Annotated in this window: 22 protein-coding genes; 9 read left to right on the plus strand and 13 right to left on the minus strand. The window is 70.5% G+C overall.

Annotated elements, in window-relative coordinates:
• Positions 1 to 6: 6 nt before the first annotated feature.
• Together ACTWPV_RS21140 and ACTWPV_RS21145 are read right to left on the minus strand one after the other, a co-directional pair.
• Entirely contained in the window at positions 7 to 744 is a 738-nt protein-coding gene (locus tag ACTWPV_RS21140) for an MBL fold metallo-hydrolase (RefSeq protein WP_443153114.1), read from the minus strand.
• A 5-nt stretch (positions 745 to 749) separates the two neighbouring features.
• Positions 750 to 1,343, minus strand: a complete 594-nt coding sequence (locus ACTWPV_RS21145; protein WP_443153115.1) for a TetR/AcrR family transcriptional regulator — start codon at positions 1,341 to 1,343, stop codon at positions 750 to 752.
• 129 nt (positions 1,344 to 1,472) lie between these two features.
• Here ACTWPV_RS21145 and ACTWPV_RS21150 point away from each other — a divergent pair, with 129 nt between their 5' ends.
• The gene (locus tag ACTWPV_RS21150) at positions 1,473 to 3,626 is read left to right on the plus strand and encodes a protein kinase domain-containing protein (RefSeq protein WP_443153116.1); all 2,154 of its coding nucleotides are present in this window, start codon (positions 1,473 to 1,475) and stop codon (positions 3,624 to 3,626) included.
• 32 nt (positions 3,627 to 3,658) lie between these two features.
• Positions 3,659 to 5,815, plus strand: coding sequence for a beta-propeller domain-containing protein (locus ACTWPV_RS21155; protein ID WP_443153117.1), 2,157 nt, complete (start codon positions 3,659 to 3,661; stop codon positions 5,813 to 5,815).
• 4 nt (positions 5,816 to 5,819) lie between these two features.
• Here ACTWPV_RS21155 and ACTWPV_RS21160 read toward each other — a convergent pair whose 3' ends face one another.
• Together ACTWPV_RS21160 and ACTWPV_RS21165 are read right to left on the minus strand one after the other, a co-directional pair.
• Complete coding sequence (locus ACTWPV_RS21160; protein WP_347646525.1) at positions 5,820 to 7,553, minus strand: glycerol-3-phosphate dehydrogenase/oxidase; 1,734 nt, start codon at positions 7,551 to 7,553, stop codon at positions 5,820 to 5,822.
• 77 nt (positions 7,554 to 7,630) lie between these two features.
• Positions 7,631 to 8,401, minus strand: a complete 771-nt coding sequence (locus ACTWPV_RS21165) for a DeoR/GlpR family DNA-binding transcription regulator (protein WP_347646524.1) — start codon at positions 8,399 to 8,401, stop codon at positions 7,631 to 7,633.
• A 129-nt stretch (positions 8,402 to 8,530) separates the two neighbouring features.
• Here ACTWPV_RS21165 and ACTWPV_RS21170 point away from each other — a divergent pair, with 129 nt between their 5' ends.
• The 4 genes from ACTWPV_RS21170 to ACTWPV_RS21185 are packed head-to-tail and all read left to right on the plus strand — an operon-like array spanning position 8,531 to position 12,306.
• The gene (locus ACTWPV_RS21170) at positions 8,531 to 9,409 is read left to right on the plus strand and encodes an SIS domain-containing protein (protein ID WP_443153118.1); all 879 of its coding nucleotides are present in this window, start codon (positions 8,531 to 8,533) and stop codon (positions 9,407 to 9,409) included.
• Positions 9,406 to 10,542 carry an N-acetylglucosamine-6-phosphate deacetylase gene (gene nagA, locus ACTWPV_RS21175; RefSeq protein ID WP_443153119.1) on the plus strand — a complete coding sequence of 379 codons (1,137 nt, stop codon included), beginning with the start codon at positions 9,406 to 9,408 and terminating at the stop codon, positions 10,540 to 10,542. Before ACTWPV_RS21170 ends, nagA begins: the two co-directional genes overlap by 4 nt.
• The gene (locus tag ACTWPV_RS21180; protein ID WP_443153120.1) at positions 10,539 to 11,468 is read left to right on the plus strand and encodes a 1-phosphofructokinase family hexose kinase; all 930 of its coding nucleotides are present in this window, start codon (positions 10,539 to 10,541) and stop codon (positions 11,466 to 11,468) included. The genes nagA and ACTWPV_RS21180 overlap by 4 nt, the downstream gene beginning before the upstream one ends.
• Before the next feature lie 13 nt (positions 11,469 to 11,481).
• A complete protein-coding gene (locus ACTWPV_RS21185; protein WP_443153121.1) occupies positions 11,482 to 12,306 on the plus strand; it encodes a class II fructose-bisphosphate aldolase in 825 nt (274 codons plus the stop codon).
• A gap of 7 nt (positions 12,307 to 12,313) precedes the next feature.
• On the opposite strand, the gene ACTWPV_RS21190 is transcribed toward ACTWPV_RS21185, so the two are convergent.
• Positions 12,314 to 13,099: a phosphotransferase family protein gene (locus ACTWPV_RS21190; protein ID WP_443153122.1), complete on the minus strand. Its 786-nt coding sequence runs from the start codon at positions 13,097 to 13,099 to the stop codon at positions 12,314 to 12,316.
• 9 nt (positions 13,100 to 13,108) lie between these two features.
• The gene (locus ACTWPV_RS21195; protein ID WP_443153123.1) at positions 13,109 to 13,681 is read right to left on the minus strand and encodes a TetR/AcrR family transcriptional regulator; all 573 of its coding nucleotides are present in this window, start codon (positions 13,679 to 13,681) and stop codon (positions 13,109 to 13,111) included.
• A gap of 69 nt (positions 13,682 to 13,750) precedes the next feature.
• Between ACTWPV_RS21195 and ACTWPV_RS21200 the strand changes: the two genes are divergently transcribed.
• Positions 13,751 to 14,317, plus strand: a complete 567-nt coding sequence (locus ACTWPV_RS21200) for a dihydrofolate reductase family protein (protein WP_443153124.1) — start codon at positions 13,751 to 13,753, stop codon at positions 14,315 to 14,317.
• A gap of 23 nt (positions 14,318 to 14,340) precedes the next feature.
• Here the strand turns inward: ACTWPV_RS21200 and ACTWPV_RS21205 are convergent, their stop codons facing one another.
• The 4 genes from ACTWPV_RS21205 to guaB form a co-directional block, all read right to left on the minus strand.
• A complete protein-coding gene (locus tag ACTWPV_RS21205) occupies positions 14,341 to 15,555 on the minus strand; it encodes an RNA polymerase sigma factor (RefSeq protein WP_443153125.1) in 1,215 nt (404 codons plus the stop codon).
• On the minus strand, positions 15,552 to 15,695 hold the full coding sequence (locus ACTWPV_RS21210; RefSeq protein WP_443153126.1) for a hypothetical protein: 144 nt from the start codon (positions 15,693 to 15,695) through the stop codon (positions 15,552 to 15,554). Before ACTWPV_RS21210 ends, ACTWPV_RS21205 begins: the two co-directional genes overlap by 4 nt.
• Before the next feature lie 174 nt (positions 15,696 to 15,869).
• Complete coding sequence (locus tag ACTWPV_RS21215; RefSeq protein ID WP_443153148.1) at positions 15,870 to 16,979, minus strand: GuaB3 family IMP dehydrogenase-related protein; 1,110 nt, start codon at positions 16,977 to 16,979, stop codon at positions 15,870 to 15,872.
• A gap of 16 nt (positions 16,980 to 16,995) precedes the next feature.
• A complete protein-coding gene (gene guaB, locus ACTWPV_RS21220) occupies positions 16,996 to 18,477 on the minus strand; it encodes an IMP dehydrogenase (protein WP_347646513.1) in 1,482 nt (493 codons plus the stop codon).
• A 474-nt stretch (positions 18,478 to 18,951) separates the two neighbouring features.
• Here guaB and ACTWPV_RS21225 point away from each other — a divergent pair, with 474 nt between their 5' ends.
• Both ACTWPV_RS21225 and ACTWPV_RS21230 read left to right on the plus strand, forming a co-directional pair.
• Positions 18,952 to 19,962 carry a helix-turn-helix transcriptional regulator gene (locus tag ACTWPV_RS21225; protein WP_347646512.1) on the plus strand — a complete coding sequence of 337 codons (1,011 nt, stop codon included), beginning with the start codon at positions 18,952 to 18,954 and terminating at the stop codon, positions 19,960 to 19,962.
• Between the two features lie 39 nt (positions 19,963 to 20,001).
• On the plus strand, positions 20,002 to 20,379 hold the full coding sequence (locus ACTWPV_RS21230; RefSeq protein WP_090930411.1) for a DUF5319 domain-containing protein: 378 nt from the start codon (positions 20,002 to 20,004) through the stop codon (positions 20,377 to 20,379).
• Between the two features lie 109 nt (positions 20,380 to 20,488).
• Here ACTWPV_RS21230 and ACTWPV_RS21235 read toward each other — a convergent pair whose 3' ends face one another.
• The 3 genes from ACTWPV_RS21235 to groES all read right to left on the minus strand — a co-directional run bounded on the left by ACTWPV_RS21235 (position 20,489) and on the right by groES (position 23,672).
• On the minus strand, positions 20,489 to 21,124 hold the full coding sequence (locus tag ACTWPV_RS21235; RefSeq protein WP_132334441.1) for a sigma-70 family RNA polymerase sigma factor: 636 nt from the start codon (positions 21,122 to 21,124) through the stop codon (positions 20,489 to 20,491).
• A 545-nt stretch (positions 21,125 to 21,669) separates the two neighbouring features.
• The gene (groL, locus tag ACTWPV_RS21240; RefSeq protein WP_347646511.1) at positions 21,670 to 23,289 is read right to left on the minus strand and encodes a chaperonin GroEL; all 1,620 of its coding nucleotides are present in this window, start codon (positions 23,287 to 23,289) and stop codon (positions 21,670 to 21,672) included.
• A gap of 71 nt (positions 23,290 to 23,360) precedes the next feature.
• A complete protein-coding gene (gene groES, locus ACTWPV_RS21245) occupies positions 23,361 to 23,672 on the minus strand; it encodes a co-chaperone GroES (RefSeq protein WP_043623565.1) in 312 nt (103 codons plus the stop codon).
• Between the last annotated feature and the right edge of the window lie 41 nt (positions 23,673 to 23,713).

Raw genomic sequence — 23,713 nt, forward strand, 5'->3', positions numbered from 1 at the left:
GCGAGGTCAGGCAAGGCGCGTACGCTCGCCGGGGACGAGCAGGCGCAGCCGGTCGCCGAATCCCGCGAACGCCCGCTCCACCGTGTCCCTGCCCTGGGTGAAGTGCGCCCAGTGCTCGAAGTGCAGCGGCACCACATGCCCCGCCCCGAGGATCTCGGCGGCCGTGACCGCGTCGGCGCTGGACAGCGTCAGGTAGCCGTCCACCAGCGGTGTCCTGGCCCCGCCGGCGAACAGCACCGCGATGTCCACGGGGCCGGTCCGCCCGGCGATCTCGCGCACGACGTCGAGTGAGGCGTTGTCGCCGCTCACGTAGACGGTTTTTCCCTCGCCCTCGATCAGGAACCCGGTCACCTCGCCCACCAGGTGCTCGGTCCCGTCGGGCCCGTGCTGCGCCGGTACCCCGGTCACGCGCACGGCCCCGACCTCGACGGACGTCCAGTTGGGCAGCGCCCGCACTGGCGCGCCCAGTCGCTCGGCCGCCGACTCGGTGGAGAGCACCAGTGACGCGGATGCCAGATGAGACCGGCCGGAGCGGTCCAGGTTGTCGGGGTGCTGGTCGTGCGAGAGCAGCACGGCGTCGACGGGGCCGACCTCCTCGGCGGCGAAGGCGGGCCCCACGGTCTTGGCGAGCTTCCGATCGCCGATCGGGTAGTCGCCGGGCGGGTCGAACGTGGGATCGGTCAGCAGCCGCACCCCGCCGATCTCCAGGACCGCCGTCGGCCCTCCTGCGTATCGAATCTCCATGGCCGTCACCTGTCCACGTTCTGAGCCAGCCCTTCGATTATCCGCCACATGGACCGGTGGCAGAGCACGCGGAAGTCGTCCTCGTCCATCCCCATGCGGCCGCTCAGGAACTGCTGCACCAGGCCCTGCGTGCACGACGAGACGGTCAGCGCGGTCTCGAGCACGTCGTCCTCGCGCAACACCCCCGTGCGCATGCCCTCTTCGGCGAGCTCCACGAGAACGGCGAACGGCGGCGCCTGCCCGTCGCGGAAGTCGTCGGGGAAGCGGCGCGCCCCCGTCCACGCGTCGAGGACCAGGAACTGGTACAGGTGCCGGTTGCCGAGCGCGAAGTCGAGGAAGTCGTCGAGCGCCGCCGAGATCCGCTCCAGGAGATCCCCCGAGGGGGATCGCCGCCGCCACTCCGCGGCCAACTCGCTCGCGCTCCGGTTGGCGACGGCCCGCAGCAGCGCGTCCCGGTTGGGGTAGTGCCGGTAGATGGCCATGGCGGTGATGCCCGCGGCGTCGCCGACGCGCCGCATGCTGACCGCGGCGGCGCCCTCCTCGTGGAGGATGCGCTGCGCGACGGTCACGATGCGTTCGGCCGTGCCAGCACCCGTCACGTTTACAGCGTATGCGCAGGAGCGGGAAGGCGGCGCCCCGCCGGACGCCGGTGCCGGGAGGAAGAAGATTCGGTATCGCTACCGACAGGTAGTTTTTGCCGATGCATGGCATGGGGACACAATTCCCCCATGGCATCCATCGCTCCGCTACGACCCGGAGATCCGCCACGGCTGGGCGGCCTGGATCTCACCGGCAGGCTAGGCGAGGGCGGCCAGGGCGTCGTCTACCTCGCCAGCGACCCGTCGGGCACCCGCGTGGCCGTCAAGTGGATGCGTCCCGACCTGGCGGGCGACCAGGTGAGCATCGAGCGGTTCCTGCGCGAGGTCGAGGTGGCCCAGCAGGTAGCGCCGTTCTGCACCGCCGCCGTCCTCGGCACCGGCGTCGAGCAGGAGCGCCCCTACATCATCAGCGAGTTCATCGAAGGGCCGTCGTTACACCAGGTCGTGATGGAGGAGGGGCCGCGCTCGGGCTCCGTCCTGCACCGGCTGGCCATCGGCACCGCCACCGCCCTGGCCGCCATCCACCAGGCCGGCATCGTGCACCGCGACTTCAAGCCCGCCAACGTGATCATCGGCGCCGACGGGCCCAGAGTGATCGACTTCGGCATCGCGAGGGCGCTGAACGCCACCGCGACGATCACCGGCACGATCGTGGGCACGCCCGCGTACATGGCGCCCGAGCAGATCATGGGCCACACCGCCGGGCCGGCCGCCGACATGTTCTCGTGGGCCAGCACGATGGTCTTCGCCGCCTCCGCCCGGGCTCCGTTCGGCAGCGACACGATGCCCGCGGTGATCAACCGCGTGCTCAACCAGCACCCCGACCTCGGCATGCTGGACGGCCAGCTGCGCGACGTGGTGGTCGCGTGCCTGGTCAAGGACCCCGCGCAACGGCCGACCGCGGAGCAGGTCATCATGCGGCTGCTGCAGCGCCCCGCGCCCAACGCCGGCATCCTCGCGGAGGCCGCCGCCGAGGCCGCGCCCCAGCCGCCCTTGGCCCATCACCGAGGACAACCCTCCGGGCCACACTCAGCGCCACACTCAGCGCCGCACTCCGGGCCGCCTTTCGGGCACGGCCCCGTCGCGCCGCCCGGACCACACGCCGCCACGGTGCCGCCCCCGCACCCTCCCGGGCCCTGGTCACCGGCGTGGCAGGAGCAGATCGCCACGCGACCTCAGCGCAGGAAGAGGACCGCGCTGATCGTCGGCGTCACGGTGGCGGTCGCCCTGCTGCTGCTCGCCGGCGTGGTCGTGACCATCCAGGTCAACCAGGCCTCGCTCGCCGAGCCGTCCCGCACCAGGACCCCCGGGCCGTCGCGGACCACCGCGACGCGCGACCCGTCGCCGGGCACCACGCGGGTCGCCGTGCCGCCCACCGGCACGAAGACGCGACTTCCCGGCGGCGAGATCCACCTGTACGAGAATCGCGCCGACGCGATCTTCCTGACCTCCTACGAGGTCAAGGACGAGAAGAAGGACGACTGGATCGACTATGCCAGGAACTCCCTGCACGGCTCGTTCACGAAGTACGCCGGCAACTGGGAGTCGATGGTCTCGCCCGACGGCCGCCACCTCGCGCACCGGGGCAGGAGCTACAGCTCCGACGACTTCGACTTCATCGTCATCACCGACCGCGACTCCGGCGAGCGTTCCACGATCAAGACCGTGAAGGACCCCCTGATCAGTACCATCAGGGCCTGGTCGAAGGACGGCGAGCGAATCCTGCTGAACACCGAGAAGAAGAACGGCGACGACTGGCTCCACCTGGGCTTCACCATCATCGACGTGGCCACGAAGAAGACCACCACCATCGACGTGGCCGACACCTCGATCCGCGAGACCGCCTTCGGCTTCGACGGCGCCGACGAGGGCGCGGTCAACGTCTACGGAGACGAGAAGAACCAGGGCCTGCGCTTCTTCGACTCCGAGGGCAAGGCCACCCGCTCGTTCCCCGGCATCGGCACGATGTCGGCCGGCACGCAGGACATCTTCTCGCCCTCGGGCCGCGCGTTCGTCACCGACTGCCCCAACGGCGGTGGCGGGGACCACTGCATCTGGGACTCGGAGTCGGGCGAGCGCCTGCGCAAGTTCTCCTCCGACTGCGACAAGGTGCTCGGCTTCTACGACGAGAAGCACCTCTACTGCTGGGAGCAGGACAACGCCGCCAACGACGAGGTCCAGGTGATCGACTTCAGCGGGAAACTGCTGCGCAAGCTGCTGGAAGTGCCCGACGACATCAACTTCAGCCCGGCGTTCACCATCAATCCGGACAGAGTCTCCTGAACCATCCTGCCCGCACAACCGTGATGGAGGGCATGAAGACGCTGATCCGTACGGTCGTGACCGCCACGGCGCTGGCGACGGCGGCAGCCGCCTGCGCCTCCGCGCCGGAAGGGGCGCCGCCCGGCAGGACGGGCCTGGGCGCCGTCCGCCTGGTGGCCTACACCGGATGCGACGACCTGCTCGCGGGCCTGCGCGAGCAGGCCGCCAGGAACGTCGGCCCGTACGGCTTCGGCAACGTCATGCCCATGACCGCCAGGGCGGAGGCGAGAGCCGACACCGGAGCCGACACCGGGGCCGACACCGGGGCCGACACCGGGGCCGACACTTCCGAGCACTCCACGACCAACGTGCACGAGGCGGGGGTGGACGAGCCCGACCTGGTCAAGACGGACGGCGACCGGCTCGTCACGGTCACGGACGGCACCCTGCGGATCATCGACACCGCCACGAGGAAGGTCACCGAGTCCCTCGACCTGACCGGCGGCGACGGGCCCGGCGTCCCCGCCGACCTGCTGATCTCCGGGGACCGCGCGCTGGTCATGATGCGCGGCGGCGGCGCCGTGCACCGATCCTTCGGGCCGCCGCGCGACACGCGGTACGTGCTGGTCGACCTGGCCGGCGAGCCCGAGGTGCTGAGCACGGTCGAGCCGCAGGGCACGTACGTCGACGCCAGGATGGTCGGTTCGACGGTCAGGCTCGTCACCCGCAGCCAGCCGGACATCACGTTCCCGCAGGTCAGACGGGGGGACATCCCGGAGGCCGAGCGCGTCAAGCAGAACCAGGAGGCCGTGCGCAAGGCGCCGGCCGAGGCCTGGCTGCCCAAGATCAAGATCACGGACGCGTCGGGGACGGCCAAGGAGAGCACCGTCGCGTGCGACCGGGTCAGCCACCCCGCCGACTACACCGGCACCTCGATGTTGACCGTGCACACCATCGACCTGGCCCGGGGCGTCACCGGCACCGACCCGATCGCCCTGGCGGCCGACGGCGACATCGTGTACGGCACGGGCGGCAGCCTCTACGTGGCCAGCAACCCGCTCTGGTGGGGCATGCCGTTCCGCCCGCTGCCGGTCGCCACCACCACCTCGCGGAGCGCCCCCGCCTCGCCCGCTCCCACCAGCTCGCCGGGCTCCTCCACCGCCTCTTCTGACCCCGCCACCCCTGACCCCGCCACCCCGCCTGGCCGCACGACCTCGCCGGACGCCTCCGCCACCTCGCGCGGCGTGGCCCCGGCCGAGGAGCCCACCCCCAGCGAACCCGCCGTGACGGGATCCATGGTCGAAGTCCCGCCGACCACGATGACGGTCACGGCGACGTCGCCTCCCGTGCCCCGGCCGACGCCCACGCTCCCGCCCGAGGAGACGCAGATCCACCGGTTCGACGTCTCGAAGCCGGGCCCGCCCGCCTACGTGGCGTCGGGGAAGGTTGCGGGACGTCTGCTGAACCAGTACTCGCTGTCGGAGCACGAAGGCCATCTCCGCGTCGCCACCACGCTCAACTCCGGGGACGGCCAGAGCAGTTCGAGCACCGTCCACGTCCTCGACGCCTCCACCATGGAGAAGAGGGGCGAGGTCGGCGGCCTCGGCAAGGGCGAGCGCATCTACTCGGTCCGGTTCATCGGCCCCGTCGGCTACGCCGTCACGTTCAGGCAGGTCGATCCCCTCTACACGCTCGACCTGCGCGACCCGGCGGCGCCCAAGGTGACCGGCGAGCTGAAGATCACCGGCTACTCCGCCTACCTGCACCCGGCCGGCGACGGCCGGCTGATCGGCATCGGCCAGGAGGCGAACGAGGAGGGCAGGACGCAGGGCACGCAGGTGTCGTTGTTCGACGTCAGCGACCCCGCCTCACCGCGCAGGTTGTCGCAGCTGTTCCAGAAGGACTCCGGCTCCGAGGCCGAGTGGGACCCGCACGCCTTCCTCTACTGGCCCAGGACCGGCCTGGCGGTGATCCCGCTGAGGAGCGAAGGGGAGTCGGGCGCGCTCGCGCTGAAGATCGACGACTCGGGCGTGTCGAAGCTCGGCATGATCAGGCATCCGGCGCAGCGCGAGGTGAACGAGCGCGGCTTCCAGCCCGGCATCCAGCGCTCGGTGGTCATCGGCGACTCCCTGTGGACGGTCTCCCCGCAAGGCGTGCAGGTCAACGACGCCACCACGCTCGCCGAGCAGGCGTGGATCCCGACGGGCTGACCGGCTAGGACTCGGGCGCGACCACGGGGACGATCTCCGGCGCGCCCAGCCTGATCGCGTCGGCCTCCTGGTCGGAGTCCTGTTCCTGGGAGCGGCGCTCGGCCTCTACGCGTTTGGTGAAATATCCCACCTCCCGCTTCACCTGCTCGCCGTCCCAGCCGAGCGGCTCGGCGAGCAGTTCGGCCGACTCCTGCGCCACGGCCACGCCGCGGTGGAAGGTCTCGATGGAGATGCGCGTACGCCGGGTCAGCACGTCGTTGAGATGCCGGGCGCCCTCGTGCGTGGCGGCGTAGACGATCTCGGCGCGCAGGTAGTCGTCGGCCCCGCTCAGCGGCCTGCCCAGCGACGGGTCACGCTCGATCAGCTCCAGCACCTCGTCGATCAGCGAGCCGTAGCGCTGCAGCAGGTGCTCGATCCTGGCCACGTGCAGCCCGGAGGTGTGGGCGATGCGGTGCCGGGAGTTCCACAGCGCCTGGTAGCCCTCCGCGCCGGCCAGCGGGATGCGGTCGGTGCACGACTGGGGCACCCGCTGGTCGAGGCCGTGCGCCACGGCGTCGACCGCGTCCCGCGCCATGACCCGGTAGGTGGTGTATTTTCCGCCGGCGGTCATCACCAGGCCCGGCACCGGATGGGCGACCACGTGCTCCCTGGACAGCTTGGACGTCTCGTCCGACTCGCCCGACAGCAGCGGGCGCAGCCCCGCATAGACGCCTTCGACGTCGTCGCGGCTCAGGGGCACGGAGAGCACGGCGTTGACGTGGTCGAGCAGGTAGTCGATGTCGGCCCTGGAGGCGGCCGGGTGGCCCTTGTCGAGCGTCCACTCCGTGTCGGTGGTGCCGATGATCCAGTGCCGTCCCCAGGGGATCACGAAGAGCACGGACTTCTCCGTACGCAGGATGATCCCGGTCAGCGACTGGATCCGGTCGCGCGGCACCACGAGGTGGATGCCCTTGGAGGCGCGTACGTGGATCTGGCCCCGGCCGCCGACCAGTTCCTGGATGTCGTCGGTCCAGACCCCGGTGGCGTTGACGACCTGCTGGGCGCGGATCTCGAACTCCTCGCCGCTCTCCAGGTCGCGCACCCGTACGCCGGTGACCCGCTCCCCCTCCCGCAGGAACCCCACCACCTGCGCCCTGGGCGCGATGTGGGCGCCGTAGGTGGCCGCGGTGCGCAGCATGGTCATCACGTATCGGGCGTCGTCGACCTGCGCGTCCCAGTACTGGATGGCGCCCGTGAACGCGCTCTTCTTCAGCGCGGGCGCCAGCCGCCGCGCCCGCGACCTGGACAGGTGCCGGTGGCCGGGCACGCCGCGGGCGAGCCCCGAGGCGAAGCCGAGCGTGTCGTAGAGGGCCACGCCGGCGCCGACGTAGGCCCGTTCCCAGGCGTAATGGGTCAGCGGGAAGAGGAACGGCACCGGTCTGACGAGGTGCGGCGCGATGTGCTGCAGCAGCAGCGCCCGCTCCTGGAGGGCCTCGCGCACCAGCTCGAAGTTGAGCTGCTCCAGGTAGCGCAGGCCTCCGTGGATGAGCTTGGAGGAGCGCGACGAGGTGCCCGAGGCGAAGTCACGGGCCTCGACCAGCCCCACGTCGAGCCCGCGGGTGGCGGCGTCGAGAGCCACCCCCGCTCCCACGATGCCCCCGCCGACCACGACCACGTCGAGCTCTCGCGCGGCCATGCTCTCCAGCGCCTCGGCGCGCTCGGCAGGCCCGAGACGGGCCACAGTCCTTCCCGACGCCATATTTCCCCCTGGGATGGCTTTGTCGCCTGTGTCCCGTTCCTACCCTCACCGACATCATCCTGTAACGCCTGAGCGGGTCAGGCGCGTACGACCTTTACCCCCGCCTCTGTCAGCTCACCGGCCAGATCGTCGGAGAGCTGGGCGTCGGTGACGAGTGTGTCGATCTGTGCGATCGGGCAGATGCGGGAGAACGCCCGTTTGCCCACCTTGGAGGAGTCGGCCACCACGACGACCTGCCCGGCGCGGCTGATCAGCAGGTTGTTGACGCTCGCCTCGCCCTCGTGGTGCGCCGACGCGCCCAGCCCGATGTCCAGCGCGTCGACCCCGAGGAACGCCACGTCCAGCGTCACCTGCTCCAGCACCCCGGTCGCCAGCGGCCCGATGAGCTCGTACGACTGCTGCCTGGCCACACCCCCGGTCACCACGATCTTGACGTGCTGGCGGACGGTGAGCTCGGCGGCGATGTTGAGCGCGTTGGTGACGATGGTGAAGCCGCTCTCCAGCGCGGGCGCCGTGGCGAGCGTGCGGGCCAGCTCGGAGGTGGTGGTGCCGCCGTTGAGCCCCACCACGCCGCCCGGCGTCACGAACTCCGCCGCGGCGGCCGCGATGCGCTGCTTCTCGTCGGCGTGCCGGGCGGTCTTGTAGCGCAGCGGCAGATCGTAGCTCACGCTCTGGGCCACCGCGCCGCCCCGCGTGCGCATGAGCATCTGCTGCTGGGCGAGCTGGTCGAAGTCCCGCCGGATGGTCGCGGTGGAGACGTCGAGGGCCTGCGACGCCTCCTCCACCGACAGCCTGCCCTCCTGGGAGAGCAGTTCGAGGATGGCGTTCCAGCGGTCGTAGCGGGACACGGGGCCTCCCTGATGGACGAGGTCAGGAGCAAGCGTCGCACACCCTGGAGAGCCGGAGCCACCAGTGTCCGTTTATGCTCTTACCTGGTATAAAAAACGCAGAAATAATCAATCATGGGGAGGCACGTGGTGACCAGCCATACCGAGGCCGAGATCGCGTCCCAGCCGTCCTGCTGGCGCCGCGCCGTCGCGAACGTTCCCGCCGACGCGCTGCCGCGCCACGGGGAGCGGGTGGCCGTCGTCGGCTGCGGCACGTCATGGTTCATCGCGATGGCGTACGCGGCGCTGCGGGAGCGGGCCGGGCACGGCGAGACCGACGCCTTCGCCGCCTCCGAGGCGCCCTCCGGCCGCTCGTACGACCGCGTGCTCGCGCTGACCCGCTCTGGCACCACCACCGAGGTGCTGGAGCTGCTCGCCCGCACCAGCCCCGCCACGAAGACCACGGCCATCACCGCCGACCCGGAAACGCCGATCATGCGGGCCGCCGGCGAGGTCGTCGTGCTCGACTACGCCGACGAGCGCTCGGTCGTGCAGACCAGGTTCGCCACCACGCAGCTGGCCCTGCTGCGGGCCAGCCTCGGCGAGGACCTCACCCAGGCGATCGAGGACGCCGAGCAGGCCGTGGCCGCGCCGCTCCCCGACGAGCTGGTCAAGGCCGAGCAGTTCAGCTTCCTCGGCGCCGGCTGGACGGTCGGGCTGGCCCAGGAGGCCGCCCTGAAGATGCGCGAGGCGTCCCGCTCGTGGACGGAGGCGTACCCGGCGATGGAATATCGGCACGGCCCGATCAGCATCGCCGGCCCCGGGCGCGTCACCTGGATGCTCGGCACCGCGCCCGCCGGCCTGCGCGAGCAGGTCGAGCAGGCGGGCGGCACGTTCTTCGAGAGCGGGCTCGACCCCATGGCCGAGCTGATCCGCGCCCAGCGGGTGGCCGTCGCGCGCGCGTTCGCCCAGCAGCTGAACCCCGACGAACCCATGCACCTCACGCGATCTGTGATTCTGTCTCCATGAGCCTTACTCTTGCCGACGCCAGGATCGTGACACCCGCGGGAGTTCACGAGGGGTGGCTGACCATCGAAGACGGCCGCATCACGCATGTCGGCCACGGATCCGCCCCCGGTCCCGGCCTGAGCGTGGGCGGGAAGCACGTCGTGCCCGGATTCGTCGACATCCACAACCACGGCGGCGCGGGCGGCTCCTTCCCGGCCGGCGAGCTCGACCGGGCCCGTGACGCCGTGGCGCTGCACCGGCGCCACGGCACCACCACCACGATGGCCAGCCTGGTCACCGAGACCCCGGACAACCTGCTCAGGGCGGCGTCGGCGCTGGCCGAGCTCTGCGACGAGGGGCTGCTGGCCGGCATCCACTTCGAGGGCCCTTACATCTCCAGGGCCCGCTGCGGCGCGCACGACCCCGAGCTGCTGCGCGAGCCCTCGCCGCAGGAGTTCGCCGAGCTGGTCAAGACCGGGCGCGGCCATGTGCGCATGGTCACCATCGCGCCCGAGCTGCCCGGCGCGCTCGACACGATCCGGCTGGCCGTCTCCGAGGGCGTGATCGCCGCCGTGGGCCACAGCGACGCCGGCTACGACCAGGCCATCGCCGGCATCGAGGCCGGCGCGAGCGTGGCCACCCACCTCTACAACGCGATGCCGCCGCTCGGGCACCGCGCCCCCGGGCCGATCGCCGCGCTGCTCGACGACGAGCGGGTCACGATCGAGCTGATCAACGACGGCGTGCACGTGCATCCGGCCATGCTGCGGCTGGCCTACGAGGTGGCGGGCCCCGGCCGGACCGCGCTGATCACCGACGCGATGTCGGCCACCGGCCTCGGCGACGGCGACTACGTGCTCGGCTCGATGGCGGTGCGCGTGGACGGCGGCGTGGCCAGGCTCGTCGAGGGCGGCTCGATCGCGGGCTCCACGCTGACCATGGACGTCGCGTTCCGGCGCAGCGTGCGGGAGGTGGGCATGTCGCTGCCCGACGCCGTGCAGGTGGCCTCGCTGACGCCCGCGCGGGTGCTCGGCCTGGCCGACCGGATCGGCTCGATCGCCGTCGGCAAGGCCGCCGACCTGGTGGTGATGTCCGACGCGCTGGAGGTGACCGGGGTGATGAAGGACGGCGTCTGGGTGACGGAGCCCGGATGATCCTCACCGTGACGCTCAACCTCGCGCTCGACGTGACCTACCGGCTCCCCGAGGTCGACTGGGACGGCGTCAACCGGGTCGGCGCGGTGCACCGGCGGGCCGGCGGCAAGGGTGTCAACGTGGCCCGCGTGCTGGCGACGCTGGGCCACGAGGTGCTGGTCACCGGCCTGGCGGGCGGGCCGACGGGGCAGGCGATCGAAGGCGATCTGCGCGCGGCCGGGCTGCCGAGCGCCCTGACGCCCATCGCCGCCGACTCCCGCACCACCCTGGCCGTCACGGAGGCACCCGCCGGTGCGGGCGAGGCCGGGACACAACGTACGGCGCTGTTCAACGAGCCCGGGCCCGAGGTGACCCCCGGCGAACTGGAGAGCTTCGTGCGGCGCTACGAGCCGCTCGTGGCCGCCGCCGACGCGGTCGTCCTGTCGGGGAGCCTGCCGCGCGGCGTGCCCCTCGACACGTACGCCGCCCTCGCCGCGATCGCGGCCGGCAAGGGCGTGCCCGCGATCGTCGACGCCGACGGCGAGCCGCTGCGCCACGCGCCCGAGGGCCGCCCTTCCGTCGTCAAGCCCAACGCGGAGGAGCTGGCCAGGGCGGTGCCCGGCGGCGACCCCGCCGAGAGCGCCCAGGCTCTGCGCGAGCGGGGGGCCGAGGCCGTGGTGGTGTCCATGGGCGCGGGCGGGCTGCTGGCGGTCACCGGGGAGGGAACGTTCAGGGCTCGCATGCCGTACACCGTGGGGGGAAATCCGACCGGGGCGGGCGACTCGCTGGTCGCCGGGCTGGCGCTGGGGCTGGTGGAGCGGGCGCCGTGGCCGGACAGGCTGAGGCGGGCCGCGGCGCTGGGCGCGGCGGCCGTGGCCGCGCCCGTGGCCGGCGACTTCGACCCCGACGTGTACGCCGACATCCAACCGAAGATCATCATCACGTAAAGGAGCACGTGCCATGCCCCTCGCCGCCATCGGCGACATCGTCAGCCAGTCGCCCGCAGGGGTGGGCGCGTTCAACGTGATCCAGCTCGAACACGCCACCGCCATCGTGGCCGGCGCGCAGGCGCTGGGATTGCCGGTCGTGTTGCAGATAAGCGAGAACTGCGTGCGCTACCACGGCGCGCTGGAGCCCGTCGCGCTGGCCGCGCTCGCGGTCGCCCGCCGGGCCGAGGTGCCGGTCGCGGTCCACCTGGACCACGCCACCGACAGGGCGCTCGTGGAGGAGGCGGTGGAGCTCGGGCTGGGCTCGGTGATGTACGACGCCTCGGCCCTGCCCGACGAGGAGAACGTCGCCGCCACGGCCGAGGTGGCCGCCTGGTGCCATGGGCGCGGCGTGTGGGTGGAGGCCGAGCTGGGCGAGGTCGGGGGCAAGGACGGCGTGCACGCGCCGGGCGCCCGCACCAAACCCCATGAGGCCGTCGACTACGTGGCGAGGACGGGCGTCGACGCGCTGGCCGTCGCGGTGGGCACCTCGCACGCTATGACGTCCAAGGACGCGGTGCTCGACCTGGAGCTCATCGCCGAGCTGCGGGCCGCGGTGCCGGTGCCGCTGGTGCTGCACGGCTCGTCGGGGGTGCCTGACGACGTGCTGCGCGAGGCCGTCGGGAAGGGCATGAAGAAGATCAACATGGCGACCCACCTGAACAAGGCGTTCACCGGCGCCGTCCGCGACTATCTGGCCCACGACGAGCGGGTCGTCGACTCCAGGAAATATCTCAAGGCCGGGCGCGACGCGGTGTCCAGGGAGGTCACGCACCTGCTGGGCGTGCTCACGGGCTGAGCCGCGCTCACGCTCCCAGCCGCGCCAGCACCCGCTCGGCCTGCCGCTCGAAGGTGCCGGGCGGGTTGCGCGGCGAGTCGGGGGAGTCGCGGGACAGCAGGAACAACCACATGAGGGCGTGCAGCCTGCGATGCTCGCGGGTCCGCCGCTCCTCCTGCGGGCTCAGGCCGAACGCGGACGCGATCTCCACCTCGCCGTCCACCCACATCGACACGTGCTCGGCCACCTCCGCCACCTCGTACGCCACGTCGCTGCGCCCGGAGTCCTCGAAGTCGACCAGGCGGACGCGGGAACCGTCCCATAGGAAGTTGGCCAGGTTGCCGTCTCCCGCCCCGAACGCGGGCGTGACCCCCGACTCGCCCGGCGACCAGCTCTCCAGCCACCGCGATCCCTCGTCGACGGCCTTGCCGTCCAGCGGTCCCCTGGGCTGCCAGGCCGCGGCGCGTTGCCTGATCCAGTCGGCGACCGCCGTGTTCGACCACGGGCGCACGGGAACGTCCCGCAGGACTCCGTACGGGATGGCGGCGTGCAGCCGGGCGCGCGCCTCGGCCATGGCGGCGACGTGCTCGGCCCGCACCTCGATCCCGCGCATCGGCAGCCCGTCGATCCTGGTCATCGTGACCGAGCGGCCGTCGAAGGCCACGGGCTCGGGGGCCAGCCCCGGAGCGTGCTCGGCCAGGAGGGTCAGCGCCCGCCATTCGCGCTCGGCCGCGCCTGGCTTGCCGTCCACGTACCGCTTGGTGATGAGATCGCCTTCTTGGACGAGCTCGTGCGTGTGCCGATGATCAGCCATCCCCGCATGCTAGGGGAGCAGCCGTTCGACGGCGGCGCTCACGAGCGCGTGCACCTCCCCCTCGCCGAACACGTCCGGCAGCGTCAGCCGCTCGACGATCAGCCAGTTGAGTGCCAGGTAGAGCAGCACCACGGTGGTGTCGTCGCCGGGCAGGCCCGCCTCGCGGTGATGGCGCACGTTGGCCTCGACGTCGGCGCGGATCCGCTCGGTCAGCACCTCGCGCAGGCGGGGCCGCCTGGTCGCCTCCAGCCGTAGCTCCAGCAGCGCCAGATAGCCCGACCTGAACGCCGAGATACGGTCGACGAGCTCGTGCATGAGCGCGGTCACCCGGCCGCGGTCGCGCGGCCCGTCGAGGCTCGCCGCGATGGTCGCGGCGTCGGGCTGCAGCCGCTCGTAGATCCGGCCGCCCGCCTGGGTCAGCAGGTCGTCGCGGCTGGCGAAGTAGTTGGACGCGGTGCCGGTCGGCACGGCGGCCCGGGCGTCCACCGCCCTGAACGTCAGCCCGCGGGCCCCTTCCTCGGCCAGCACCTCGATCGCGGCATCGACCAGTGCCGCCCGCCGGGCGACGTTCTGCCTGACCATTTTGACATCACTCCAGTTGTAGTACTATGTTTGAAGCACTTCAGACATAGTACTTTAAAAGGAGTAGTTGTGCGCAAGCTCACGTACTACGTCGCGACCTCCATCGACGGCTACATCGCAGGGCCCAACGGCGAATACGACTTCTACCCGGTGGCCGACGACCTGGCGACCTGGATCAACACGCGCATGCCGGAGACGGTGCCAACCCAGCTCCGGGCCCAGGCCGGCATCGACGCCCCCAACCAGCGGTTCGACACCGTGATCATGGGCAGAGGCACGTACGAGCTCGGCCTGCCGGCGGGCGTGACCAGCCCCTACGCCCACATGAAGCAGTACGTCATCTCCGGCACCATCAAGAGCGTCGACGAGCCGGCCGTCGAGCTGGTGGCGGACGACCCGCTCGGCCTGGTGCGGCGGCTGAAGCAGGAGGACGGGCTCGACATCTGGCTGTGCGGCGGCGGCAACGTGGCCGCACAACTCCTGCCCGAGATCGACGAGCTGATCGTCAAGTGTTACCCGGTGGTGGCGGGAGCGGGCATCCCCGCCTTCCACGGCGGGTTCCGGCCGACGACGTTCACCCTGACCTGCACCGAGACGTTCAGCAACGGCATTCTCCTGACGACCTACACCCGCTGACGCACGCCGGGCGGTCTCGCGGATCACCCGCGGAAGGGCCCTCCCGCCCTGCTCCGCAGGAAGTCCCGCTCCACCTCGTTGCTCGCCCGTTCGATCGCCGCCGCGTACGCCTCGGCCGCCTCCGGCTCGCGTCCCAGCCGCCGCAGCAGATCGGCGCGTACGGCATGGAACAGGTGATAGTCGTCCGCCGCCGGCCCGTCCAGCAGTTTCAGCGCCGCCTCCGCACCCTCCACCTCGGCCACGGCGACCGCCCGGTGCACCGCCACGACCGGCCCGGGATCGAAGTCCGTCAGCAGGTCGTAGAGCTGCACGATCTGCCGCCAGTCGGTGTCCTCGGCGGTTCGCGCGTCGCCGTGCACGGCGTTGACGGCGGCCTGGATCTGGTAGGGGCCCGGCGTGTCCCGCTCCAGGCACCACCGCACGATGGCCTGACCCTCGTCGATGAGCGCCCGGTCCCACAACGTCCGGTCCTGCTCGGGCAGGGGCACCAGCTCGCCGGCCTGCCCCGTACGCGCGGCGCGCCGCGACTCGATCAGCAACATCAGCGCCAGCAGCCCCATGACCTCGGGCTCCTCCGGCATGAGCCCGGCGAGCAACCGCCCCAGCCTGATGGCCTCCGCGCAGAGATCGTCGCGGACGAGCCGGTCACCCGAGCTGGCCGTGTACCCCTCGTTGAAGATCAGGTAAATCACGGCGAGCACGGCCCGCAACCGCTCGGGCAGGTCGGCCTCGTACGGGACCCGGTAAGGGATGCCCGCGTCCCTGATCTTGCGCTTGGCCCGCACGATCCGCTGCGCCATGGTCGGCTCGGGCACCAGGAACGCGCGGGCTATCTCCGCCGTCGCGAGCCCGCCCAGCAGCCGCAGCGTCAGCGCCACCCGGGCGGCGGGCGCGAGCGCGGGGTGGCAGCAGGTGAAGATCAGCCGCAGCCGGTCGTCCCGCACGGGACCCTGCTCGACCGGCTCGCCGGCGGTGTTCAGCAGCGCGGCCTGCGCGTGCTTGCCGGACCGCGCCGACTCCCTGCGCAGCCGGTCGATGGCCCAGTTGCGCGCGGTGGTGATGATCCACCCGGCCGCGCTCGGCGGCGGCCCCGCGGACGGCCACTGGCGCACCGCCACGGTGAAGGCCTCCTGGACCGCCTCCTCGGCGAGGTCGATGTCGCCGAAGGAGCGGACGAGCACGGCGACGGCCCGGCCGTACTCCTCGCGGAAGACCCGCTCAGCCTCGGAAAAGCTCACCTCCGGCCGGAGACCTGCCGCTCCATCTGCTCGACCGCGTTCTTCGCGTTCAGCAGCGACGCCCCGGTGGCCTCACGGTAGATCTTGATCGCCTGGATCGTCTTCCCCTTCCGCAACGCCACGTAAAAGTCGGGCGGCAACTGCGAACCCTGGTCAACGGAGTCGATCAGCGCGGGGTCGATGCCGAGGTGCCGCTGAAGGTAGGCGATCTGCGTCTCCAGCCGGGCAATTCTCTATTCGAGGGATTCCATGCCCGAAACACTAGCTTCACCGCGGCCGGGCGGGCAGGGCCGCGGTGACGGGACGATGACTGGTCAGGGATGAGTCGGGGCGACCACGACCTCGACCCGCTGGAACTCCTTGATGTCGGAATAGCCGGTGGAGGCCATGGTGCGCTTGAGCGCGCCCATGAGGTTCATCGAGCCGTCGGCCACGCTCGACGGCCCGTGCAGGATCTGCTCCAGCGTCCCCACCGTCCCGAACTCCACCCGCCGCCCCCTGGGCAGATCGGGGTGGTGCGCCTCGGACCCCCAGTGGAACCCGTGGCCGGGCGCCTCCGCGGCACGGGCCAGCGGCGAACCCACCATCACGGCGTCGGCTCCGCAGGCGATGGCCTTGGCGATGTCGCCCGACGTGCCCATTCCGCCGTCGGCGATCACGTGCACGTAGCGCCCGCCCGACTCGTCCATGTAGTCGCGCCGGGCCGCGGCGACGTCGGAGATCGCGGTGGCCATCGGCACGGCCACCCCGAGCACGTTGCGCGTCGTGTGGGAGGCGCCGCCGCCGAAGCCGACCAGCACCCCCGCCGCGCCGGTGCGCATCAGGTGCAGGGCGGCCGTGTGGGTCGCGCAGCCGCCCACGATGACCGGCACGTCGAGCTCGTAGATGAACTGCTTGAGGTTGAGCGGCTCGGCCCGCCCTGACACGTGCTCGGCGGAGACGGTCGTGCCGCGGATGACGAAGATGTCGACGCCCGCGTCGATCACGGCCTTGTGGTACTGGACCGTGCGCTGCGGCGACAGCCGCACGGCGGTCGTGACCCCGGAGGCACGGATCTCCTCGATCCGCCGGCCGATCAGCTCCTCCTGGATCGGCGCCGCGTAGATCTCCTGCAGCCGCTTGGTCGCCGCCGCCGCGTCGAGGGCCGCGCACTCCTCCACCAGCGGCGAGGGGTCTTCGTAACGGGTCCAGAGCCCTTCGAGGTCGAGCGGGGCCAGCCCGCCCAGCCGCCCGATCGCGATGGCGGTGGCCGGCGAGACCACGCTGTCCATGGGGGCGACCACCACGGGCAACTCGAACCGGTAGGCGTCGATCTGCCAGGCGATCGAGACCTCCTCCGGGTCACGGGTGCGCCGCGAGGGCACCAGCCCGATCTCGTCAAGCGAGTATGCCCGCCGCCCGGTCTTGCCCCGGCCGATCTCCACCTGCTGAGTCATCAACTTACCTTCTGTGATAGTTCGGAGCTTCCACCGTCATCTGGATGTCGTGGGGGTGGCTCTCCTTGAGACCTGCCGCCGTGATCGGCATGAGCTCGCAGTCGGTGTGCATCTGCGAGATCGTGCGGCAGCCGGCGTACCACATGCCCTGGCGCAGCCCGCCGATGAGCTGGTGGGCGACGGCCGCCACCGGACCGCGATAGGGCACCTGACCCTCGATGCCCTCGGGGATGTATTTGTCCTCGCCGCCGACGTCGGCCTGGGCGTAGCGGTCTTTGCTGAAGGAGGCGCCGCCGCGCTCGCGGTTGCGTACGGCGCCGAGCGAGCCCATGCCTCGGTAGGACTTGAACTGCTTGCCGTTGATGAAGATCAGCTCGCCGGGCGACTCCTCGCACCCCGCGAGCAGCGAGCCCAGCATGACCGTGTCGGCGCCGGCGGCGATCGCCTTGACGATGTCACCGGAGTATTGCAGGCCACCGTCGCCGATCACCGGCACGCCCGCGGGCGCGCACGCCTTGGAGGCTTCGTGGATGGCGGTCACCTGCGGGGCGCCGACCCCGGCGACCACCCGCGTGGTGCAGATGGAGCCAGGGCCCACGCCCACCTTGACCGCGTCGACACCCGCGTCGACCAGCATCTGCGCGCCTGCCCTGGTCGCGATGTTGCCGCCGATGACCTCGACCTTGCTGTTGGCCTTGATCTTGGCGATCATCTCGGCCAGGCCCTTGGAATGGCCGTGGGCCACGTCGACCACCACCACGTCGACCCCGGCCTCGATCAGCGCCTTGGCCCGCACCTCCGCGTCACCGCCGACGCCGACGGCCGCCCCCACGATGAGCCGGCCGTCGGCGTCTTTGGTGGAGAGAGGGTACTGCTCGCTCTTGGTGAAGTCTTTGACCGTGATCAGGCCGCGCAGCCTGCCCTCCGCGTCGACGAGGGGCAGCTTTTCGATCTTGTTCTTCCTGAGGAGGGCGAAGGCGTCGTCACGCGACACCCCCACCGGCGCGGTGACCAGCGGCATCTTGGTCATGACCTGGTGCACGGGCCGTGACTGGTCGGTCTCGAAGCGCATGTCGCGGTTGGTCACGATGCCGACCAGCGTGCCCGACACGTCGGTGACGGGCACCCCCGAGATCCGGTAGGTCGCGCACAAGCGCTCGACGTCGGCCAGCGTGTCGTCGGGGCTGCACGTCACCGGATTGGTGACCATGCCGGCCTCCGAGCGCTTGACCAGATCGACCTGCTGGGCCTGCTCGTCGACCGACAGGTTGCGGTGCAGGATGCCGATGCCGCCCTGCCGCGCCATGGCGACCGCCATCCGGGCCTCGGTCACGGTGTCCATGGCGGCGGAGACCAGCGGGATGGACAGCGTGACCCCGCGGGACAGGCGGGACCTGGTGTCGGCGTCACCTGGTTGGAGATCGGAATAGCCGGGCACCAGCAGCACGTCGTCGAAGGTCAGACCGGTCTCGGTGAACTTGGACATGCTGCGGCCCCTCCTGCCGATGCGCTGATGCAGCCAAGTCTAGGGCCTGCCTCCAAAAGCGCATTCATGGCCTCGGGCCCGGCGCGGGAGAAAGTTTTCCCGGCCTCACGGCTCGGCGCTGGTGCCGGGAGCACGATGACCCCCACGGTCCGTCGTACTCCCGGCATCTCACAGCGCTGGGCGATGAACGGTCGGTGACCCGTCCCATCCCCCAGCCACCGGCATCCAGGCGTGGCGGCGCGTACGCACCACCGAACCCCCCTCCGCGTCCTGATGGGCGGCGCAGCCATGCCTGTTTCGGGATGCCGACGCTAGGTAAAGCCTGGGTCACTCACCGGCACATCGCAAGGTCAAAACGTGCAACTGCACGAAGTTGCACACTCCCCCCGGCCAGTCGGCGGAACGAGCGGACACGGGCGCAATGCGGCGTTATTCTCGCGGCACGCCCGTGTCCCCCCTACGGAGCCGCCCACGATGCGCAACGAGCCCAGAGCCGCGTCTGACCCCTACGAGACGCTGGGCCTCGACCCTGCCCAGAGGGCTCTCTACTCGACGGTGCTGCGCCTGCACAGAGCCACCCGCACCGACCTCGCGCAGGCCATCGACGGCCCCGTCGAGAAGGTCACCAGCCAGCTCGACGACCTGGTCAAGCTGGGCGTGGTGGACGAACGGTCGGGCGAATATCTGGCCCGCCACCCCGCGGCGGCGCTCGGGCAGGTGATCGCCGAGCGGCTCGATCGGCTGGCCGAGGAGAGCCGGATGATCGATTCGGCGCTCGCCTCCATCCGGGGTTTGATCCACGACTACGACGCCGGACGCGACTACCAGAGCGGTCCATTCACGGTGGAGATGTTGAACGGGGCCGACGTCCTGTTCGAAAGCGTGGTCGGCATGGCCGTGCAGTCACCGACGCTGGAATTGCACACAGCAATCCCGGATGAACGAACGATGAGCGATTTTGCTCGTAAATTTGCGGATCCATGGATTGATGCGCAGCAACGAAATCTTCTTGCCGTTCATGTGATCTTGCCGGTTTCCGCGCTGACACTCCCAGGCGTACGCGATCTGCTGACCCGCCTGGTCGAAGCCGGCGGCAAGGTGCGCACTCTGGATCGCGTGCCGACCTGGTTCATGGCCGCCGGCGCCGACGTGGCCGGCCTGCCCGCGTTCTGGGGCGGCAACCTGCCCGACCACGCCTACCACTTCTACCTCGTACGCACGCCGATCGTGGTGGGCATGCTCCGCGCGCTCTTCTACGAGTTGTGGGGCCGCGCCACGCCCCTGCCGTGGGGGCGCGGGATCGACGGGATGGCGCAGGTGCTGCGCCTGGCCGCCCAGGGCCTGTGCGACGAGTCGATAGCCCGCCAGCTCGGCATCTCGGTCAGGACGGTACGCGCCAGGTTCGCCGGCGCCATGGCCGAATTGGGCGCCCAATCGCGCTTCCAGGCAGGCGTGGAGGCCGCCAGGCGCGGATGGCTGAGGTAATATCCACCGCTCGGGCCGCATCGGTCATATGGTGGGAAGGTGCTGGAAGACGTCCCCCGCGACCCGTTCGCGGACGACCCTAACGACCCTTCCTCGGCGATGGGCGCCCTAGACGACGCCGAACCACTCACCGCGGCCGAACGCGACGAGGCCATCACCGACCTCGCCGACGTCGAGGTCTTCCGCTCCCTGCTCGAACCGCAGGGAGTGCTGGGCCTCGTGCTCGACTGCCCCGAATGCGGCGAGCAGCACTTCTTCGACTGGGAGCTGCTGCGCGGCAACCTGCGACAGATGATCGAGAAGGGCCAGCCGCAGGTCCACGAGCCGGCCTTCCACCCTGACCCGGCCGACTATGTCAGCTGGGAATACGCCAGAGGCTATGTCGATGGTGTCATCGACACGGAGGAGCGCCGCTGATCCACGTCGTCGAGCAGCACGGCCAGCAACCGTGCGGCCGGATCGCCTGGGTCAGGCATCTCTCCACGACCGAGCGCGTCGAGCAGCGCGTCGGTCTCGTGCTCTGGAGTCAAGCCGACTCCAGCTCGGCCATCTGCCGCAACCTGGCCAGCGCCCGATGCTGGGCGACGCGGACCGCACCCGGTGACATGCCGAGTACATTACCGGTCTCCTCCGCCGAAAGCCCCGACACCACCCGCAACAGCAACAACTCCCGCTGGTTCTCCGGCAGCCTGGCCAGCAGCCTGCGCGCGTGCTCCACCTCGATGTAGCGGACCACCGTCTCCTCGGGCCCAGGCCCGTCGTCAGGCCCGTCGGGCAGGTCCTGGGTCGGAACGGCCGAGCGCACGGAGCTCCGCAGCGCGTCGGCCACTTTGTGCGAGGCGATCCCGAACACGAAGGAGGCGAACGGCCGCCCCATGTCGCGGTAACGCGGCAGCGCGGACAGGACCGCGATGCACACCTCCTGGGCGACGTCATCGGCAATGTGATATTGCCCAGAAACCCTGCCCAGCCTGGCACGGCAATACCGCACCACCATCGGACGCAACTCGCCGAGCAGAGATTCGATCGCACTGCGATCTCCCTGCACGGCGAGGCTCGTCAGTTCCCTAAGGTCGGAGTCATCCGTCCGTGCCGGAAGTCTCGACGCGAGCCTTACCCCAATTTTGGCGTCGGCGACGCTTCCCTCGCTCACGATAGGCATGATGCCCGCACTGATCCGGCCTGTCGTCATGGCGAACGGCTACGGATTGGTCACATTGAAGCGACGATAACTATCGGTAATCAAATGGGCACACTACGGCGAAACGGCTGGCATAATGTTTCATCCCATAACCGGGAATGCACGACATTTGTCAGACCGCCGACGCATATCACCCTCTCCCGGTTTACTGCATTATTCCACCTTTTCCCCCACTTCTCCCCAGAACCCTGCGCCCACCCGCGCCGCGAGCCCTCACCACCGCCCCCATCCGAACGAGCAAGGGCGAGGCCCACCACGGCACGTCCCAGGCGGGCACGACAAGGACACCGCAGGCCCATCGCCTTCCAGGGCCGCCTCTGCCGCCTCCGCGGACAGACCCACGCTCCACCCCGGGACAAGCCGCCATGAACGCCACTGACCGCGTCGACGCAGGGATCGCCCGTGCCCGGAGGGCGTCGTCGCCGGGGCCGGCCAGGAGCTCAGCGAACGCGAACGGCCCGCACCCCCCTGGGGATGCGGGCCGTGTCGCGAAACGGGAGAAGCGGTCAGTGGCCGTGGCCGTGACCGTGACCCTGGCCGTCGGCCGGGGCCTCCTCCTCGGGCTTGTCCACCACGAGCGCCTCGGTCGTGAGCAGCATGCCCGCGATCGAAGCGGCGTTCTGCACCGCCGACCGGGTGACCTTGACCGGGTCGATGACGCCCTGCGCGAGCAGGTCGCCGTATTCGCCGGTCGCGGCGTTGAGGCCGTGACCGGCCTCCAGCTCGGCGATCTTGTGGGTGACCACGTAACCCTCGAGACCGGCGTTCTCGGCGATCCAGCGGGCCGGCTCGACCAGCGCGCGGCGCACGATGCCGACGCCGGTGGCCTCGTCGCCGGACAGCTCGAGGTCGTCGAGGCCCTTGGCGACGTGGATCAGCGCGGTGCCGCCGCCGGAGACGATGCCCTCCTCGATCGCGGCGCGCGTCGCGGAGATCGCGTCCTCGAGGCGGTGCTTCTTCTCCTTGAGCTCGACCTCGGTGGCGGCGCCGACACGCAGCACGCACACACCGCCGGCGAGCTTGGCCAGGCGCTCCTGCAGCTTCTCGCGGTCCCAGTCGGAGTCGGACTGCTCGATGGCAATCTTGATCTCCTTGACGCGGTCCTCGATGGCCTGGGCGTCGCCGGCGCCGTCGACGATGGTGGTGTTGTCCTTCGTCACCACGACGCGGCGGGCCTGGCCGAGCACCTCGAGACCGACGTGCTCCAGCTTGAGGCCGATCTCCTCGCTGACGACCTGGCCGCCGGTGAGGATCGCCATGTCCTGCAGCATCGCCTTGCGGCGGTCGCCGAAGCCCGGGGCCTTGACGGCCACGGAGGTGAAGGTGCCGCGGATCTTGTTGGTCACGAGAACGGCCAGGGCCTCGCCCTCGACGTCCTCGGCGACCACGAGCAGCGGCTTCTTCGTCTGGGCGATCTTCTCCAGCAGCGGCAGGAAGTCCGCGATGGAGGCGATCTTGCCCTGGGTGAGCAGGATGTAGGCGTCCTCGAGGACGGACTCCATCCGCTCGGGGTCGGTCACCATGTAGGCCGACAGGTAGCCCTTGTCGAACTGCATGCCCTCGGTGAACTCGAGCTCCATGCCCATGGCGTTGGACTCTTCGACGGTGAGCACGCCGTCCTTGCCCACCTTGTCGAACGCCTCGGCGATCAGGTCGCCGATCTGAGCGTCCTGGGCGGAGATCGTCGCAACGTTGGCGATCTCCTTCTTGTCCTCGACCGGCCGGGCGGTGGCGAGCAGCTTGTCGCTGATCGCCTTGGCGGCCTTGTCGATGCCGCGCTTGAGCGACAGCGGCGAGGCGCCGGCCGCCACGTTGCGCAGGCCCTCGCGGACCATCGCCTGGGCCAGCACCGTCGCGGTGGTGGTGCCGTCACCGGCGATGTCGTTGGTCTTGGTGGCAACTTCCTTGGCGAGCTGGGCGCCGAGGTTTTCGTAGCGCTCGTCCAGCTCGATCTCACGAGCGATGGTCACACCGTCGTTCGTGATCGTCGGCGCACCGAACTTCTTGTCGATGACGACGTTGCGGCCACGCGGGCCAAGGGTCACCTTCACGGCGTCCGCGAGGGCGTTCACGCCACGCTCTAGCGCGCGGCGGGCGTCCTCGTCGAACTCCAGGATCTTCGCCATAGCTGAAAGTCCTCTCCTAGCGTCGAAAGCCCCGGTCGCCCCTTGGAGCGCCCGGGGCTCGACGCACCGGCTTACTTCTCGATGATCGCGAGAACGTCGCGGGCGGAGAGCACGAGGTACTCCTCGCCGCCGTACTTGACCTCGGTGCCGCCGTACTTGCTGTAGAGGACGATGTCGCCCTCGGAGACGTCGAGCGGAATCCGCTTGTCGCCGTCCTCGTCCCAGTTGCCGGGGCCCACCGCGAGGACCTTGCCCTCCTGCGGCTTCTCCTTGGCGGTGTCCGGGATGACCAGGCCGGAAGCGGTGGTCTGCTCGGCCTCAAGCGGCTGAACCACAATGCGGTCGCCGAGCGGCTTAACGGGAACCTTGGTGGCGGTCGTCACGATCGGACCTCCCCTTCAGATTTGAATGATCTAGAAGAGGC

This window comes from Nonomuraea sp. KM88, from assembly GCF_052245635.1.
Lineage (GTDB): Bacteria > Actinomycetota > Actinomycetes > Streptosporangiales > Streptosporangiaceae > Nonomuraea.